Annotated in this window: 16 protein-coding genes; 1 reads left to right on the top strand and 15 read right to left on the bottom strand. The window is 63.2% G+C overall.

Annotated features, from left to right (window positions below; all coding sequences use genetic code 11):
• Positions 1 to 122: 122 nt before the first annotated feature.
• The 14 genes from ON40_RS42085 to ON40_RS42025 all read right to left on the bottom strand — a co-directional run bounded on the left by ON40_RS42085 (position 123) and on the right by ON40_RS42025 (position 14876).
• Positions 123 to 1670, bottom strand: coding sequence for an APC family permease (locus ON40_RS42085; RefSeq protein ID WP_083896349.1), 1548 nt, complete (start codon positions 1668 to 1670; stop codon positions 123 to 125).
• A 161-nt stretch (positions 1671 to 1831) separates the two neighbouring features.
• Positions 1832 to 3601, bottom strand: a complete 1770-nt coding sequence (locus ON40_RS42080; RefSeq protein WP_245568239.1) for a helix-turn-helix domain-containing protein — start codon at positions 3599 to 3601, stop codon at positions 1832 to 1834.
• 172 nt (positions 3602 to 3773) lie between these two features.
• Complete coding sequence (locus tag ON40_RS42075) at positions 3774 to 5159, bottom strand: glutamine synthetase family protein (RefSeq protein WP_218008967.1); 1386 nt, start codon at positions 5157 to 5159, stop codon at positions 3774 to 3776.
• A 120-nt stretch (positions 5160 to 5279) separates the two neighbouring features.
• Complete coding sequence (locus tag ON40_RS42070; protein ID WP_040831262.1) at positions 5280 to 6881, bottom strand: FAD-dependent oxidoreductase; 1602 nt, start codon at positions 6879 to 6881, stop codon at positions 5280 to 5282.
• Positions 6882 to 6883: 2 nt separating this feature from the next.
• The gene (locus tag ON40_RS42065) at positions 6884 to 8062 is read right to left on the bottom strand and encodes an NAD(P)/FAD-dependent oxidoreductase (RefSeq protein ID WP_040831260.1); all 1179 of its coding nucleotides are present in this window, start codon (positions 8060 to 8062) and stop codon (positions 6884 to 6886) included.
• Positions 8059 to 8268 carry a ferredoxin gene (locus ON40_RS42060; protein WP_040831258.1) on the bottom strand — a complete coding sequence of 70 codons (210 nt, stop codon included), beginning with the start codon at positions 8266 to 8268 and terminating at the stop codon, positions 8059 to 8061. Before ON40_RS42060 ends, ON40_RS42065 begins: the two co-directional genes overlap by 4 nt.
• A 2-nt stretch (positions 8269 to 8270) precedes the next feature.
• A complete protein-coding gene (locus tag ON40_RS42055; protein WP_040831257.1) occupies positions 8271 to 9434 on the bottom strand; it encodes a cytochrome P450 in 1164 nt (387 codons plus the stop codon).
• Positions 9434 to 10165 (bottom strand): gamma-glutamyl-gamma-aminobutyrate hydrolase family protein, encoded by a 732-nt coding sequence (locus ON40_RS42050; protein WP_040831255.1) that lies wholly within the window; start codon positions 10163 to 10165, stop codon positions 9434 to 9436. The genes ON40_RS42055 and ON40_RS42050 overlap by 1 nt, the downstream gene beginning before the upstream one ends.
• 1 nt (position 10166) lies before the next feature.
• Positions 10167 to 10940 carry an SDR family NAD(P)-dependent oxidoreductase gene (locus ON40_RS42045; protein ID WP_040831324.1) on the bottom strand — a complete coding sequence of 258 codons (774 nt, stop codon included), beginning with the start codon at positions 10938 to 10940 and terminating at the stop codon, positions 10167 to 10169.
• Positions 10941 to 11546: 606 nt separating this feature from the next.
• Complete coding sequence (locus ON40_RS42040) at positions 11547 to 12536, bottom strand: NAD(P)H-dependent amine dehydrogenase family protein (protein ID WP_245568232.1); 990 nt, start codon at positions 12534 to 12536, stop codon at positions 11547 to 11549.
• A 73-nt stretch (positions 12537 to 12609) separates the two neighbouring features.
• On the bottom strand, positions 12610 to 13002 hold the full coding sequence (locus tag ON40_RS42035; RefSeq protein WP_040831251.1) for an SRPBCC family protein: 393 nt from the start codon (positions 13000 to 13002) through the stop codon (positions 12610 to 12612).
• A 78-nt stretch (positions 13003 to 13080) separates the two neighbouring features.
• Positions 13081 to 13995: an alpha/beta hydrolase gene (locus tag ON40_RS42030; RefSeq protein ID WP_051194442.1), complete on the bottom strand. Its 915-nt coding sequence runs from the start codon at positions 13993 to 13995 to the stop codon at positions 13081 to 13083.
• A gap of 172 nt (positions 13996 to 14167) precedes the next feature.
• Positions 14168 to 14383 carry a ferredoxin gene (locus ON40_RS56430; RefSeq protein ID WP_083896348.1) on the bottom strand — a complete coding sequence of 72 codons (216 nt, stop codon included), beginning with the start codon at positions 14381 to 14383 and terminating at the stop codon, positions 14168 to 14170.
• A complete protein-coding gene (locus ON40_RS42025; RefSeq protein ID WP_040831322.1) occupies positions 14376 to 14876 on the bottom strand; it encodes a group I truncated hemoglobin in 501 nt (166 codons plus the stop codon). Before ON40_RS42025 ends, ON40_RS56430 begins: the two co-directional genes overlap by 8 nt.
• 733 nt (positions 14877 to 15609) lie before the next feature.
• On the opposite strand from ON40_RS42025, the gene ON40_RS52845 reads away from it, so the two are divergent.
• A complete protein-coding gene (locus ON40_RS52845; protein WP_157186779.1) occupies positions 15610 to 15765 on the top strand; it encodes a hypothetical protein in 156 nt (51 codons plus the stop codon).
• A gap of 46 nt (positions 15766 to 15811) precedes the next feature.
• Here ON40_RS52845 and nicT read toward each other — a convergent pair whose 3' ends face one another.
• The gene (gene nicT / locus ON40_RS42015; RefSeq protein WP_245568231.1) at positions 15812 to 16897 is read right to left on the bottom strand and encodes a Nickel transporter NicT; all 1086 of its coding nucleotides are present in this window, start codon (positions 16895 to 16897) and stop codon (positions 15812 to 15814) included.
• Between the last annotated feature and the right edge of the window lie 15 nt (positions 16898 to 16912).

The raw sequence follows: 16912 nt of genomic DNA, 5'->3' as shown, positions 1-16912 counted from the left end.
TTCCGTGGTCATTCGCGGCGAGCTCGTGGACGCCGCGCGGCGTTAGCGCCACCGCGAAATCGTCGCTCACGAGCACCTTCGGCACGGCGACATGCACACCGTGTCGGTTCCTGTCCGGGCAGTCAGTTCGGCGCCCTATCAGGCTCCCCGCCGAACGTGGGGGCTTGGCCGTCGACGACAGGTTCATCGAGTTCCTCGTCGTGGAGCTCTCCGATCAGGGCGAACCGTTGCGGGTCAACGGCTCGGAGCCACAAGGCGTAGGTGAAGCCGGCGACGGGGATGACGGCGACAAAGGCCGGGATCAACTTCACGACGAGCACGTCGCCACCAGCGAGGAAGGTCAGGTTGTTGATCAGTAAGTAGATCACCACGCCTTGGGCGAGAGCACCGACGGCCGGAGCAAGGAACGTCTTCGCCCACTCCATGCCGGAAACCCGCCCAACGCGATTGAAGTAGCCGACCACAGCGAGGCACACGATCAGCTGCACCAGCAGGACAGCAAGCGTGCAGAAGATCGGCAACCAGGTCCCGAGGTGCACGATGGGATCTGCGCCGCAGATCGCGAAGACGGCGACCGTCGTTATCGCTATTACCGTCTGGACACCGGCGGCCATGTGTGGCGACTTGTGTACCTGATGCGTCCGGCCGAGTGCCCTGGGCAGGATGCCATCACGTCCTAGCGAGAAGAGATAGCGACTGGCGTTATTGTGAAACGCGAACGAGCAGGCGAAGAATCCGGAAACCACCAGGAAGTCCATCAGCGTCCGCACGAATCCGAAGGTGTGCTCGTCGGCCAGGACAAAGAAGTACTGGTTGATCAGGGTCCGGGCTTGGGCGGGCGAGCTATCGCCGTAGCCGACGACCCCGGCGTAGGCCACGAACGTATAGAACACACCGAGTGTGATAACTGCGATGCGCGTGGCACGCGGAACGCTCTCCTTGGGGTCGCGTGCCTCCTCTCCGTAGATCGCCGTCGTCTCGAAACCGATCCAGGACCAGAAAGCTAGGAAGAAGCCGATGCCGACGGCGGGTGCCGTACCCCACTCGGCGAAGCTGAAGGCTCTTGCTTGTTGTCCCTGCGCGCCGCCGGAGACGACTGTGGCAACCGCGACAGCGAGGACGACGAACACCTCGAGGGCCAGCAGGACACCCAGGATACGTGCGGTGAAGGTGACCCGAAAGTAGGAAATCGTGAACATCAGTGCCAGGCCGACGATCGAGACCCAATACCACGGCACGTCGATCCTGAAATGTGAGTGCAGCAGAGCGGCGCCGTAGAAACCGAATCCGCCGGCGATCGCAGCAGAAATCATGCTGTACGCCGCGAGCACCGTGAACCCGACGCTCAGCCCGATAGAACGGCCTAATCCCTGGGCCGAAAAAGTGTAGAAAGCACCGGCGGAGGCGATACGCTTCGCCATCTGCGCAAAGCCGACCGAAAATATCAGCAGAATCAAGGTCGTAGCCGCATAGGTCAGCGCCGTAGCCATTCCGGCTCCAGCGCCTATCGAGACAGGGATGTAGGTCGACGCAACGACCAGCGGCGCCGCAGCGGCAGTCACCATGAGAACGATGTGCAAGAAGTTGATCGAGTTGCCGAATAGGCGCGTCGACGCGGCGCCGGCTGACGGGGCACCAGCTTCGGACTCGGATCCGCGGATTTTACCCATGTAAATTCGTCTCCTCGGACAGTCAGGCACGTCACTCGATGAGACGAGCACTGTTGGGGACCACACCGAATCTATGACGGGCGGCTCGCGACACTCACGGCCGTGGGCCATATCGAGTGCGCGATGTGTTCGCAGTTCCGATCGTCGGAGCGGTCAGGTCTTCAATTGCCAACCGCGTGGTCAGCGTGCTGGCAGGATGTGGCGTCATGGCAAGACTCGTCAGGGATTGCGCCGCCGCACGAGGACCGTTCGGGTGATCGGCCAGCGGCGCTGTCCTCGAGTTCGCCTCTGGCCTGTCGCGCGAGTCGCGTGGCAAGGCCTGCCAGGATCCAGTCCTCGAACGTCTCGGGTGAGTGCCCGATCAGTTCCTCGATCCGCTGAATCCGCTGGCGCAGAGTGTTGCGGTGGATGAACAGTGTCTCGGATGCACGGGCAACGGATCCGCCCTGGGCGAAGAACACCTCCAGAGTCTGTGCCAAGTCGGTGCGGTTCGCGAGGTCGTAGTCCACGACCGGCTCCAACAGACCCAGGTAAGACCGCAACGAACTCGACATCGCCAGTGCCGTTCCCGGCAACATCCGAAGGTGAGCCACTTCCTCGAACCTGACGACGCCGTTGGACTCAATAAGAGTGGCCCAGTGTGCAGAAGTCGCGGAATGCCGCAACGAGCGATGAACCTCTGGGAGAGTTCGTGCCAGCTCGCCCACCCCGACAGACACGATGACGCCTGGGCGAACCCGCACCTCAGCCAAACGGTGGGCGAGGACATCGCGGGCAGCCTGGTCAGGGGTCTCTGCCAGAAGTACGAACTGCCCGGCATCGCCCAGAATCTCAACGCGCCTACCGGGCTGGCGCACGGTCTCGGCGATGAGGTCTCGGACCCGGTCGGTCCCCGCGGCCTGGTCGGCGGTCGCAGTCGTCCGGACTCGCAGCACCGCCGTCGTGGTCGTACGCCGTTTCCAGCCCATGCCGAGCAGCATCGCCTCGGTGGTTTCCGGCGTTCCGGCCTCGAGCAGTTGATCCCGGAGGGGGCGCAGACCGGCAGCACCGATCAGAGAGAGTGCACCATAGGCGACCTGGGCTCCGATCGCCTCCAAGAGGATCACGTCCCGATCGGTGAACCGGCGAAAGCGGTAGACCGTGACCACCCCGATCGGAGCCGGTGCCCCGAGCGGGATCCGCAACCGAGACAGGTCCGAGCCGCGCAGCAGTGCCGTCAGCGCCGCCTTGTCCTGCTCGGCCACTGCCGATATTCCCGGATGAGTGGAAGATAGCCGCCTGCTGACGTACACGGCGTCGACCGTCCCTTTGGCGACGGTGCGGTCCGCCATCACCTCGAGCAGGCAAAGATCGGCGTCGAGATCGGCTGCGCACAGTTCGGCCATGATGCGCAGACATTGCGGTAACGAATCCCACGCGTTATGAGGAAGGTCGTGAAGAAACCGCGCCGCAGTCGACTGGACTTGCAGCTGAGTGAGGGTCTCGGCCTGGATCAGCCCGCTGGCCAGCAATGAGCCCACCTCGGTGGCCAGGCTGACGTCAGACGACCGGAATGCGGCCTCTGTCAGAGCGTAGAGCGAGAAGACACCGAGGACCTCTTCGCCCGGCGCGACGATCGGTACGGCAACCATCGACTTGAAAGCTGACTCTCGCAGTTCGGGGAAAGGCTTGGATCGAGGGTCCTGCGCAGGGTCGTTGTCCACGACGACCGGTTGGCGCATCAGCGCGGACCAACCGGTCAGCCCCTCACCGATTCGGAGCCGGATCTGCCCGATGTGACCTTGCTGCCATCCTTCGGTTGCCGCACGCAGAACCAGCCGTTCCTCGTCGCGGTCCCACAGGTACACGTAGGCTCCGGCGGCTTTGGTCGCCCGCGCTGTCAGTTCGACGGCGCGCTGTGCGAGTGCTAGTGCATCGCGGCCTTGGCTCATCAGAACGGCGAGTTCGGCGAGGGTCGCCGCGCGGCGCTCCGCAGCGGCCAATGCGTGCCGCAGCGCCTTGACGTCCTCTGCGAACGGCCTGTCTTGATGTGTCACATCGTCCCTTTCCGTCAGGGTCCCAGAGACTGGCCCACCAACCGACGTTATGGCCCGGAGAATCCGGTCACACGTGCTCGAGGTAACGCGCGATCTCCCAGTCCGTGACCGCTCCCATGAACTGCTGGAGCTCCCACTTGCGGGTTTCAACGAAGTGGTCGACAAAACCCGCGCCCAAGAGAGCCCGGACGGTGTTGCTGGCCGCGAGGGCCCGCGTTGCTTCGTCGAGTGTGTGGGGCAGCTTCGTCTCTGCAGTGACCTGCGCGTACCCGTTTCCCACGATCGGTGGCGGCGGAGTGAGTCCCTTCGCGATGCCGTGGAGTCCGGCCGCCAGGCTGGCTGCGATCACCAGGTGTGGGTTCGCGTCCGCCCCGGCGATCCGGTTCTCGATACGTGCCGATGCTCCAGCCCCGGGGATCGCTCGCAGCGCAACCGTGCGGTTGTCGAACCCCCACGTCGCACTGGAACCCGCCCAGGCCGTACCCGCAATCCGCTTGTAGGAGTTCACGGTCGGCAGATACAGAGCGGTCATCTCCTTGGCCAGGTCGATCACACCGGCCATGTAAGCGTTCCCGACCGCACTCAGACTGACCTCATCTTCAGCATTGGCGAACGCGACGGAGCCGTCAGCCGTCGTCACCAGGCTCTGATGCAAATGTCCCGAGGAGCCGTCCCAGTCCTGGTTGAGTTTCGCGATGAAGGACGCCGTGTACCCGTGCTGGGCGGCGATCTCCTTGACCGAGTGCTTGAGCAGCATCGCGCTGTCTGCGGCATGGAGTGCGTCGCAGTAACGCATGTTGATCTCGAACTGCCCGGGGCCGTGTTCGCTGTTACTGGCTTCGATGTAGATACCGTAGGCCGCCAACTGCTCCCGGATCTCACGCAGAACGTGTTCTGAGGCTGTATCGCGGAAGATGCTGTAGGTGTGATTGCCCCGACTGAATGGCTCGAGGTCTCGGAATCGGCGGGCAGCCAGCTCGTCGGCAGTGCCCTTGAGCAGATAGAACTCGAGTTCGTATCCGCACTGGGCGGTGAATCCGGCCTGCTCGGCCTGGGCCAGAACCCGGCGAAGGAGTTGGCGAGGCGACAACTCGAGGGGCGATCCATCAACGGAATGGATGTCACAGATAACCGATGCAGTCCCCGGCTCCCAGGGAACCAACTTGAGGGTCGACAGGTCGGGCACAAGTGTCACGTCCGGGTAACCGGACTGGTAGCCGGTGTACGTCAACCCCGAGATCGGCTCGTCCTGCAGGTCCCATCCGAAGAGGATGTTGCAGATGTTGGTGCCCTTGCTGGCGACGCTCTCGAGGAAGTAGGGAGCCGCGATCCGTTTTCCGCGCCAGAGCCCGTCGATGTCGACGGCACCTACTTTGAAAGTGGTGATGCCATGTTCCTCAACGAAGGCCCTAGGGTCCACATTGCTCAGGGTTTCAGAATCGTTCAGGAACACTGTTCTACCTCGTTTTCTGCTGGAGTTTCGTCGATGTTAGGTCCAACCCGGGCGGCCGGGGATGGACCAGGAGTACACGCTTGGCGCGTGCCCTGTGCCACACGCACGGCATGATGCAGATCACTCCCGGCGGGATGCCGCGAGGAGTTCGGCGATTGTGACGAGTTTCTGTCGCGGTCTCCGCGCCTTGCGGCCGGCCTTCCGTTCAGCCCGGTCGATACGCTGCCATCCCTCGCCGTCAACGAGGTCGGGCTTGCGTTCATGAAGCAAGGCCGCAAGTATGTCCTGGCCTCCGACAGGTGTGGGCAGTCGTCCGGCGGCGAAGTCGCTGAGGAGCGAACCGATCGTTTCTGCCGAGTCCACCTTGTTCGTGCCGATGACGCCAGTCGCCCCGCGCTTGATCCAACCGGTGCAATACACCCCCACCACGGGCTCGCCGGTCTCAGGGTCGTGTACGCTACCTGCGACGTTCGGGACGACCCCAGCTCGCTCGTCGAACGGAAGCCCGTCGACGCGACGCCCCCGGAAGCCGATCGCCCGGATGACCAGTCCCGTCTCGATTTCTTCATTCGTTCCGTCCGGACGCCGAAAAGTCACGGATCGGACGCGCTCGTCGCCGTTAATCGCGCATGGAGTCAACCCGTACCGGAACGTGATCGTCCGATCCTGTCCAGACGTCGCGGGTTGGAAGATCCTGCCGACAGTCCGCGCGACCAGGGGGCTACTGGCGACTGCATCGTTGACCTCGTCCTCATGGACGGCGAGCTGGACACCGTCGACGTGGCGCAGTCCGACCATCTCTCCTGTGGTGTAGGCGGCGGACTCCGGCCCTCGTCGCGCCGTGACGACAACTTCTTCGACCGCACTCGCCCGGAAGGCTTCGATGGCGTGATCGGCAGCATCCGTGCGGGCGAGGGAGCCAACCGGTCTGGCGAGCAGGCGAGCGACATCGACGGCGACGTTGCCGTTGCCGATCACCACCACGCGTTTGCTCTCGAGATCGTAGCGGTGGTCGACAGCATCGGGGTGGCCGTTGTACCAGGCGACGAACTCGCGTGCGGAGACGCAGCCGGGGAGGTCCTCGCCGGTGATTCCCAGCTTGCGGTCATCCGACGCGCCGACGGCCCAGATCACCGCGTGGTGATGCTCGAGCAGTTCACTCACGTTGATGTCACGCCCGACCTCCACATTCAGGTAGGCCTGCACATTCGGCCGGGAGAACAGTCCGTTGAACCGCTTCGTGATCTGCTTGGTGGCCGCGTGATCGGGCGCAACTCCGGAGCGAACGAGCCCGAAGGGCGTAGGGAGCCGGTCGAATATCGAAACCGTCACGCCGTTGATATCGCTGAGCTCGGTCGCGGCGTAGCATCCGGCAGGCCCGGTGCCCACCACCGCGACGGACAGCGACGGCCGTTCGGCGGGGAGGCTACGGGTCGGTGACTGAGGCGGAGAACACACCGCGTTCGGGTTCATGGCGAAGTAGTCCGAATTGATCTCGAGGAACTCGGAATGCTGGTCGGGCAGGTCCCATTCTGGGTAGATGGCGTTGACCGGACATTCGTCCATACAGGCCCCACAGTCGATACAGGTCGCTGGATCGATGTAGAGCTGCTCGGTCGTCTTGAAGTCCGGGTCGCCGGGCCGTGGGCGGATGCACTGCACCGGACAGACCGAGACACAAGATGCGTCATCGCAGCACCCTTGCGTGATGACGAATGTCATACCTACGTCACCTTCCTCGATCCGGCGACGGCGCCACGAAGTGCCAGCGCGAATTCGCGGGGTCGATTGATCGAAATCCAGGCGACGGTATCGCCGTCGTGCTCCAGGGTGTAGAAGGCTGCGGCCTCTTCCGGATCCTGGACGTGGGTGACCAGCGTCGCCTCGCGCACTGGTTTGCCCAGGACCTGGATACGACGACCGAATTGGCGACTCCAGAAGTAGGGACGCTCGGCGGAGGGGTTGACCAACGGTGTCAGGCCGCTCAGCCGCCGCGCGAGGTGCCGCCCCTGAAGTTGGGCAGAGGTCCAGTCTTCCCTGCGATATTCGGCACCGGTCCAGCGCGCGGCATCGCCGATCGCATGGAGCCCGGGAACGATGTCGCCGCCGTTGGTGAGTGCCGCTCCGCTCGCGTCGCACGCGACCCCGTCGCGGGTGTCGAGGTCCAGACCATCGAGCCAGGCGAGGGCGGGCCTGGTCCCCACCGCACAGACGACCAGGTCAGCCTCGGTGAGTGTGGGGCCGTCTGTCTCGATCACCCATCCGGTGGAGCGGCGGTGTATCTCGCCGACTCGGGTGCTCAGATGAAGTTGCACTCCGCCAGAGCGGATCCACTCGGCCGCCTCGTCTCCGAGGTGGCCTGCGAAGAACCGATCGAGGGGACGGTCGGCAAGATCGACGAGCGCCACGTCGGTGCCGCTCGCGGACAGGCTTGATGCCAGTTCGGTACCCACCGTTCCCGCACCGAGCACCACAGCCCGCCGACCGGGACGGGCATTTTCGCGTACCGCCCGCGCGTCCGCCGCGGTACGGAGCGACATGACACCATCGGGCTGGCCAGGGAGCCTGACCGGATCCGAACCAGTCGCAACGACCAGATGGTCGGCCATCAATTCGTCGATCTGACCGCTTGACTTTCGCACGGTAAGCGCCCTGTTCGCGGGATCGACGCGTTCCGCGACACCGCGGACGATATCGCATCCGCCTGTCCACCATGGCGCTTCGGGGCGTGCCTCCGAGGCGGTCAGGAACTCCTTCGACAATGGCGGCCTGTCGTAGGGCATGTCCGGATCACGCTCGACGACCACCACGCTGCCGTCGTAGCCGTCGGCACGCAACTGCCCAATGAAGGCTGCGGCCGCCACCGAGGCCCCCACCACCATGATCTGACGGGTGGTACTCATGATGCAGTGTCGCCTAGGATCGCGATGGCTCTCTCGGGGCAACCTGCCGCAGCCTGCCGGACACTATCGGGTATCTCGACGTAGCTGTCCCGATCCTCCGGTACGGAGGCGTACCCCTCGTCATCGAAGTCGAAGGTGTCCGGTGCGAACGCCAAGCAGCGAGCATGGCCCTGGCAACGATCGCTGTCAACTCTCACAACAGGCATGATCAGGCTCCGATCTCAAGCATGAGAGGCCCGACGCCGTGCCACGGTTGGTCCGGCTCGGCGAGGCTGAAGTCCTCGACAGCGGCAAGGAACTCCTCCAGCGCAATCACGACTTCCTGGCGACCGAGATTGGATCCCAGGCAGCGGTGAATGCCACCCCCGAAGGCGAGGTGGCGGTTGTCTTCGCGGTCGATCATGATGCGGTCCGGATCCTGATATGCCTCCGGGTCGCGGTTGCCGGCACCGAAGACCAGCACGACCCTTTCGCCAGCTTTGATCTGCTGTCCTGAGACGACAGCGTCCTTCATACAGGTGCGGGCCATCCCCTGAACCGGGGACAGCGTCCGCAAGAACTCCTCGACCGCCGCCGGGATGAGATCGGGATCCTCGCGCAAGCGGTCCTGTGCCTCATGGTCCTGAGCTAGATGCCAGAGGCTGGAACGTATCGCCCACGCAGTGGTATCCAGTCCAGCGAGAAAGAGTAGGTAGCAGTAGGAGAGCAGCTCGTCGTGGCTGAGCTTGCGGCCGTGAATCTCAGCCTCGAGCAGCACGTCGATAAGGTCGCCCTGCGACGGTTTGCCCTTGCGCGACTCAAGCAGTGCACCGAAGTAGTCCATGACCTCCGCCCCGGCCTTGTAGGCGCGCTCGGGGTTGTCTGTCCGCTCGTAGATGATGTCGTCGATCCATCGGTCGAACTTCGGCCAGTCCGCTTCTGGAAAGCCGGCAAGACGGCTGAAGACGATCGTGGGCATCGGCCTGGCGAACATGGCCGAGACATCCACGATTTCCCGCTTGGCGATTTCCTCGGCCAGCTCGCGCGCCGTGTCGTGCATGCCGTCGTCAAGCTTCGCTATCGACTTCGGTGTGAAGAACGGCAGAAGCAGACGCCGGTAGTCGGTGTGCTCGGGCGGGTCGATGTCAATCGGGATGAGCGGCATGTCGGTGCCGAACGCTGGCATCAGCATCGACGGCGATACCGCGAACGTGGAGGGGTCCTGTTCAGCAGCGAAGATGTCCTCGTTCTTCATGATGTACCAGAAGCCGCCATGCTTGTCACTGCGGCCCACTGGGCACTTCTTCCGCAGGTCGTCGTAAGTCTCGAAGATGTTGTCGAGAGAGGCGCCGTGGAAGTCGAAGTCCTTCGGATCGACCAGATTGTCCGACATCAATTCATCTCCTGCTTCGTGTTGTTCCGGTACTCAGCCGCGGTACTAACGAACGCCGCGAAGAGCGAACGCTGGAGCTGGTCTGTGGCAGCCATCTGCTCCGGGTGCCACTGGACGGCGAGCACGGGTGCGTCCTCGGCCTCGATGGCCTCGATAACCGCGCCACAGCGTGCCGCGACGCGCAGGCCGAGACCCAGGTCTTTGAGCGCTTGGTGGTGATAGCTGTTGACCCTGGCTACGGCCTGTCCAAGGACTCCCGCCAGTCGGGTGTCCGGGCTGATCTCGATCTTGTGTGCCGCCTCGTGCGAGGCGATGGTCTGCCAGTGGTCGGTGTCGTCCTCGATCTGCTGAATGAGGGAACCCCTGTGCACGACGTTGACCAGTTGCATGCCGCGGCAGATGGCGAGCACCGGGAGTTCACGGGCAACCGCGTCGTGATATAGAGCAACTTCGAACGTGTCACGGTCAGGCCGGATGCCGTAGACGCTGGAGTCCGGCTCCTCGCCATACAGCCGCGGATCCAGATCTCCCCCGCCGGACAGCACGAGCCCGTCGAACCGTGCCAGCAGATCTGGCGGGGGATCTGCAGTAACCGGGACAATCGCTGGCTGGCCGCCTGCAGCGTAGATGGCATCGGTGTAGGCCGTGGCAAGCTTGGTACAGTCCCGATCGCCAAATGGAGTGGAAAGTGTCTCGATAGGGGTCGAAACAGCGATCAGCGGTCGGGGCATCTCAGTACACCGTCCATCCACCGTCGACGAACAGGGTCGAGCCGGTTACCCAGCTCGCCTTGTCGCTAGCCAGGAATGAGACCGCGTCGGCCACGTCCTGCGGCTGCCCGACCCGCCCCAACGGGGTGCGCTCCAATAGCCAGGCAAGGACCTCGGGATTACCCAGCACCGGGCGGGTGAACGGGGTCTCGATGAAACCAGGCGCGACCGCATTCACACGTATACGGCTCGCGGCACACTCGACGGCCAGGGCCCGTGTCAACTGGTGAAGGGCGCCCTTCGATGCGTTGTAGTGAATCTGCGGATGGCCGCTGCTGGAAATGACGATGTGGGCCTCGACCGAGGTGATATTGACGATCGCCGACGTCGCCCGGGCCCCGCGCGCAGCGGCGCCCGCCTCCAGAAGTGGCGCCGCAGCCTGACTGACCAGGAATGGGCCGGTCGAGTTGACCGCGAACACCTCGTTCCACTCCTCGACGCTGAGTTCCCCGAAGTTCGTCCCTCGGACGATGCCCGCATTGTTGACGAGGATGTCCACGTGCCCGAACTCGCTTCGGAGACGGTCTGCAGCGGCCCGGACCGACTCGACGTCTGCGACGTCGACCTCCACCGCCACCGCGTTGGCGTGGTCATGAGCGAGCTGAGCGATCGAATCGCCTGCGATGTCGAGCAGCGCGACTTGCGCCCCCTCCTCCAGGAGCATCTCGGCAATGGCTTTGCCGTTTCCGGACCCCGCCCCGGTCACCGCGGCGACCCTGCCGATGTGCTGAGCCATGAAATCCTCCTCGTTACGGACGGTGCAGACTGGATGCCTCTGGATCACGAACCTAGGTACTCGACGTAGCTCTGGTCGTGGCCGTCATGCACACCATTGGCGGGACGGGAGGGCATCCCGTACGTTGTTGTCGAACGCTAGGGCCCGCCAGGTTCGTGAACTGCACCGCAGAAGGTGACAGCCGAACACTGGAAGCCGGCCCAAATGCAGCGAAGCCCGCGCCGACCTCCAGCCAGACCCGCGGCGGTGCAGGAGCAGGTCCAATGCGATGCCACCAGTGAACTCGGCGGGCAAATTTGATCGAGACGTTGTCAGGATCGGCGTCGGCACCCCGCCACTACACTTCTGCAAGTACCGATGAAATCGACCACCACACCGCACCTGCTCACGCACAAACTGCCTCGTAGGCCCATTCGGGCCGCGAAGGGCATTGTGGTGGGGCCATGCCATGAACATGGACCCACCACAATGCCACCAGGATTGCCCCACCAGGAGCATCTCTGGGCTCAACCAGCAGATGCATCCTCGTGATCGGCACGGTAACAGCGACTGGATGCCATACCCAGGACCGGTATCTGGCCCGGTCTCGTCGTGCTTTCCAGCCGCTCAACGGGCGAGGTAAGCACCCAGCGGGAACGGCCGGTATCGCAAGGGCGGGAGTTGATCGACGGTCACGAACCCGGGTGCCGCATTGATGACGTCAGGGATCCGGTTGACCAACTGAGTGCAGGTAGTGACCTGGGTGGGTACAGCCGGATTGACGACCCGAAGATCCGGCTCACCATGGATCTCCCAGTCATTAATGTCGCCCTGTCCTTCCTTGTAGACAGAACCGGTCATTTCCAGGGCGAACACCGGACCCTCCACGGTCCTGATGGTGTCGATGTCGGTGAAGCCAACGACGTGCCCGGTAGGGATCTTGATGTCCAGAGTGCTGGAATACATCTCGCTCTCCGCTACCGCTGCCCTGGTGGTGTTCTCGATCGAAGCCACGCGCAGGCCGCTACCAGCAACGAGAGCATCCAGGGTGTTGCGCCCGAACGTCGGGGGACGGTCGGCTCCGGCGGCGAACCGCGCGAACGTCTCGACCGATTCCCCGACGTGTTGGTCCCGCGCCACTTCCGGGCCGTAGTCATCGACGTTCCAACTGACTCGGCCCACGACTTCATCGACGCGATGGGCTGTACCCATCATGAGGGCCACCAGATTGACCCAGTACACGTCTTGCTGGCCCGTCCCGGTGATCGTCACACCGCGCTCCCTGGCCAACGCGTCCAGTTGAGCAGTCAATACCGGAGAAGTCCGCCAAGGGTACAGCGCCTCCTCAGCCAATGTGACGGCATTGACCCGGTTATCGGCACAGAGCCGAAGATGCTCGTACATTTCGGCCAAATAGCTACTCACAGTCACGACCGCAATGTCGGGAGCTCGGGCCCCAAGGACGGCGGCAGCGTCGCTCTCCACAAGGACATTCGTCTTGACACCGAGGCCCGCCACATCGCCGAGGTCGCGGCCCACCTTGCTCGGACTCTGGGAGATGGCTCCGACAATCTCGACTCCCTGCTCGAGCATGAGACGGGTGGCGATCGCCCCCATTCGACCAACACCGTAGATAATTGCCCTGATGTTCCTCATCGGTCACTGCCCTCCGGTGCGCGCTGGTTCGCCGTCATTTCGACAATGCGGTCGGGAGATTCCGAACCGCTTCTTCCACTGCAGGCCCGAGCACATCCAGTAGGACCGCGGGCTCGATTTCGACGCTGTAGACGACAAGCGTTGAGCCGTCGCTCACCTCGATCACGTCGACGGTGGACAGATGGCTCTGTACCGGGATGCCACCCCCGCTGATCGAGTACTGGAAACGCCGCCGCACTGAGTCGATGGTGATGATGTCCTCCACGACCGGAGTCCCATCCTGCAGAGTCAGGTGACGTCGCGGTCCCTCCGCCTGCGATGACTTGACCAGGGGGAACCAGGAGCTCACATTGCCAGCGTCAGCGATCAGATTCCACACTGCTTCGGCGGGGTGATCGAACTGGAGGTGGGAACGGAATGTAACCAAGGGAAGAACTCCTTAATGAGCTTGGCAGGGAGAACGGGATGCACCGCACACCCTGCTGGAAAACCGAGTTGAGAGCCGCTACTGGCCCGTGTATTTCTTGACGAACTCACCGATTTGCCCGACCGCCTCCTTCGCTTCGGGCAGGAAAGAGTTCATGACAGGCCAGATGTGGAACATGCCCTCGCCGATATGCAGGTCCACCGCCACACCGCTGGCCTCCGCACGCTGGGCGAGCTTGATTGCCTCGTCGTACAGACACTCCGCAGTCCCGATGAAGATCGACAGTGGCGGCAGGCCACTGAGATCCCCGAAGATCGGCGAAGCTTTGATGTCACGGGGATCCTGATCGCCCAACCAGAGCGACGCCATGGTCCCCAGCAGGTCACGCGAGATGATCGGATCGACATCGGCACGAGTCTCGTAGGACTTGCCCGAGAATGTCATGTCAACCCAGGGCGATATGGGCACACCGCCCGCCGGAAGCGGCTCGCCCTGATCTCGGAGCGCGACCAGCAAAGCAGTCGTCAAGCCGCCCCCGGCCGAATCACCAGACACCACGATGTCGCCGGGCCGAATCCCCTGGCCGACCAACCAGTGGTAAGCTGCGGTAAAGTCTTGCAGTGCCGCCGGGTGCGGGCACTCCGGGGCCCGCCGGTAGTCGACCACCAGGACCTGAGCGTCCGCGGCCCGGGACAGCGCCGCGCCGAAGCCCCGATAGGACGACGCCGATCCCAAGACGTAGCCACCGCCATGGGAGTAGAGAATCGTCCGCTTGTCGGATGTGCCCGGCATCCGGACTAGAATGCATGAAGCACCGTCGGCGTCGACTTCCTCGTAGACCCCATCTTCCGGCGCCGGCATAGACCCGGTCGCCCACGCATCGAAGCCCGCACGCAACTCATCGACAGTCAACTCCGTATCACCGACCGGAGTCAGAGATGCGACCAACCCTTCCCACAGCGCCTTTGCGTGCGCATTCTCTTTGCTCACCATATTCGACTCCTCTTCATAACCTCATTGCCATGGTTTGTTTTTCCACCAGGCCCCCATTGATCCCGGATCCGTAGCCAGACAACTCTCGGTCGCGACCGGCCGCGTTTAACGGTTGATCGGGCACAGATGGCCGACCGGACACTGCGAAGACCTCAGTTGTCGGCAAATTCGCTCACGCCGAAAGGTTTTCAGAGATCGAAATCGCTGATGCAGGGCAGATCTCCGCAGCGGCACGCACTGCCTCGAGATCTTCTGCCCGCGCGAGCACACCACGCACCGTCTTCGCCCGCGCACCTGCGAACTCGAAGTGGTCTGCCGCCACGGACAGACACAGACCCGAGCCGATGCAGCCGCGTGAGACCTCGACACGCCATCCTTGTTCACTCATCCCCGGCGGCTCCCCTCGTGGACAAGGCACTTGGCGCGCTCGGCCAGTGGACGCCAACGCTCTTCATGCCCTTCATTACATCCATGTCCGGGTTGGCCTGGACGACCTCCCGGAACGTCGGACTGCCGACGATTGCAGGCTTGAACGAGCGCAGGAATGTGTCCACCTCCGCGATGAGCTCCGGAGTGAGACCGAACTCGACGTAGCATTCATCGATGATCACGAACAGCGCGTCCCAGTACTCTTCGGTGATCCCCATGCCGCGGTGCACTGTCGCCATATCCGGGCCGTGATATGACCTCGGACCACCCCAGTACTCGCAGAGCCAGTCCACGAAGCCGCTGATCTCCTTTTGCACCACATCCTCGGTCAAGTGATCCCAGATGTGCCCGATCGTGTCGTCGAGCATCGCTCGCTTCACAACTACCTGCGCGAACGTCTCGAGAGCCTCGAGACCACCCAATCGGTCAAAAAGGCTGGCTTGTTCGGTCATGCTTCCTCCAAGGTGCTGAGATCCGGCCCACAACTCCTGCGGCCGTGCTGTGATACGCCTCACGAATATGCCGAATACCAAGCCCGACAAGGATGTGCGAGCCTTACATCGTCACCGTTATCGGTGTGCACGCGGCACAGACGCCAGCTGTAACCCCGAGGCAGCAGAACACGGCGATGGGCCGGATCGTGAGACTGCGCGTGTGCGGGCCGGCCGCGATCACGGCCTGCAGGTACGGTCGGCGTCCTCCGTCGTGACTACCGGCCTAAGACGCCTTTGGCGGGTGGACTGATTCCCGTTTCGATCCACGATGATCAACGCACTCGAACCGTAAACATCGTCGGACCCGGCCACTTTTCACTCGGTGCCAGAAGCGTCGCCAGGGTCGGCTCCTGGGTGAACCGCAGATTCCAGTAGCGGTCAGCGCAGATCAAGTAGGGGTCGGTAGCGAAATCCTCAGTGACAATATCGAATTGCGTCTCGACATTCGCGGCGAAATATCGCTGTGCGTACTGGGTGCAGTCACAATCAAATTCACGTGATGCGGTGATTACCGTGAGGGTAGAGGTTGCCACGGCGGGTACACGCCGCGTACGCCCACTTCCTCCGCTCAGCCTGGCAGTCCTTGCGCGAGTAGACCTTTCGCGACAGGTGCTGGCTGATCCAGGCCGACGGACCCGTCAGCAACGTTCAAGGCTCGCTCATCGCCTGCGGAGCCGCGGATGATCCCCGAGTGTCGCTGGCGGCGAACGGCATCCGTGTCGGCACTGCCGTCACGCGCAATATCGCACTGGGCCGGGCCGCAGCGCCACTGATCCAAAACCTGGCTGCCGGGGAAGAACTCGAACCCACCGCACTCCACACCTTCGTGGTTCTCACTCATGAGTGAGTGGCCATTTCGAAATATTTATTCGGACACTCTGACGCGTGCGTTGTCAATTCGCCCGCTGGGTTGGATGAGTATGGGCTTGCCCGACTCCTGCCACCCGCCAGTAGGTGATCGCGATCGCCCAGACGAGCACGAACAGGCCGACGATGACGAAGCCCATGTTGTCGAGGCTGATGTTCGAGATCCAGGTGGTCACCGGGTCGTCGAGGTCCCATTGGTGGTGGATCAGTCCGATGAGTTCGATGCTTCCGATCAGGAACGCTACCGCGATGGACAGACCCGTGATCGTGAAGTTGTAGTAGACCTTCCGAACCGGGTTCGAGAAGGCCCAGTGATAGGCGACGTTCATGAAGGTGCCGTCCAAGGTGTCGAACAGGCTCATGCCGGACGCGAACAGCAGTGGCAGACATATGACGGCGTACCAGGGTAGACCGGCCGCGGCACCTGATCCGGCCATTACCATGAGGGTGACCTCGGTCGCGGTGTCGAATCCGACGCCGAAGAGGAAGCCGACGACATACATCTGTCCTGGGCGGCGGATCGATCGGGTGAGCCGCCCGAGAATGCGGTTCATGAAGCCTCGGCTGTCGAGGTGCCGCTCGAGTTCGGATTCATCGAAATGTCCCGCCTGCATGGCGCGGAACACGCGCCAGATGCCGGCCAGCGAAACCAGATTCACCGCGGCGATGACATACAGGAAACCTCCCGAGGCCAGCGTCGAGGTGATCTCCAGCCGCTGGCGCGCCGAGGAACCATCGCTGGTCAGCGTCGTGGCGAACCTGATGCCCGAGGCTATGCCCGCGGCCAGCAGTATCACGATCGTGGAATGCCCGAGGGCGAACCAGAACCCGACCGAGACCGCCCGCTTGCCTTGTGCCATGAACTTGCGGGTGGTGTTATCGATAGCGGCGATGTGATCCGCGTCGAAGGCGTGCCGAGCTCCGAGAGTGTATGCGGTGATGCCCAGGCCGAGCCCGAAGACCTGGGTGCCGACCCGGAAGTGGTGCGGCGCAACGAGTATCGCCAGGATTCCGAATGCGATCAGATGCAAAGCTGTGATCAGGGCGATGAGACCGGCTGTACGCCAGGCGTTCTCGTGACGCCGCCGCCGGGTCTCAGGTGCCGCGGTCACGACATCGATCGTGGG

Origin of the sequence: Nocardia jiangxiensis NBRC 101359 (assembly GCF_000308615.1) — a bacterium.
GTDB classification, from domain to species: Bacteria; Actinomycetota; Actinomycetes; order Mycobacteriales; family Mycobacteriaceae; genus Nocardia; species Nocardia jiangxiensis.
Note: the sequence above shows the minus strand (reverse complement) of the source record. Positions and strands in the feature narration are given on the sequence as shown.

Bases quoted from the DNA above. Each gene is read 5' to 3' on its own strand.
- ON40_RS42085 (WP_083896349.1), bottom strand. From the start codon at position 1,670: ATGGGTAAAATCCGCGGATCCGAGTCCGAAGCTGGTGCCCCGTCAGCC.
- ON40_RS42080 (WP_245568239.1), bottom strand. From the start codon at position 3,601: ATGAGCCAAGGCCGCGATGCACTAGCACTCGCACAGCGCGCCGTCGAA.
- ON40_RS42070 (WP_040831262.1), bottom strand. From the start codon at position 6,881: ATGACATTCGTCATCACGCAAGGGTGCTGCGATGACGCATCTTGTGTC.
- ON40_RS42065 (WP_040831260.1), bottom strand. From the start codon at position 8,062: ATGAGTACCACCCGTCAGATCATGGTGGTGGGGGCCTCGGTGGCGGCC.
- ON40_RS42060 (WP_040831258.1), bottom strand. From the start codon at position 8,268: ATGCCTGTTGTGAGAGTTGACAGCGATCGTTGCCAGGGCCATGCTCGC.
- ON40_RS42055 (WP_040831257.1), bottom strand. From the start codon at position 9,434: ATGTCGGACAATCTGGTCGATCCGAAGGACTTCGACTTCCACGGCGCC.
- ON40_RS42050 (WP_040831255.1), bottom strand. From the start codon at position 10,165: ATGCCCCGACCGCTGATCGCTGTTTCGACCCCTATCGAGACACTTTCC.
- ON40_RS42045 (WP_040831324.1), bottom strand. From the start codon at position 10,940: ATGGCTCAGCACATCGGCAGGGTCGCCGCGGTGACCGGGGCGGGGTCC.
- ON40_RS42040 (WP_245568232.1), bottom strand. From the start codon at position 12,536: ATGGGGGCGATCGCCACCCGTCTCATGCTCGAGCAGGGAGTCGAGATT.
- ON40_RS42030 (WP_051194442.1), bottom strand. From the start codon at position 13,995: ATGGTGAGCAAAGAGAATGCGCACGCAAAGGCGCTGTGGGAAGGGTTG.
- ON40_RS56430 (WP_083896348.1), bottom strand. From the start codon at position 14,383: ATGAGTGAACAAGGATGGCGTGTCGAGGTCTCACGCGGCTGCATCGGC.
- ON40_RS42025 (WP_040831322.1), bottom strand. From the start codon at position 14,876: ATGACCGAACAAGCCAGCCTTTTTGACCGATTGGGTGGTCTCGAGGCT.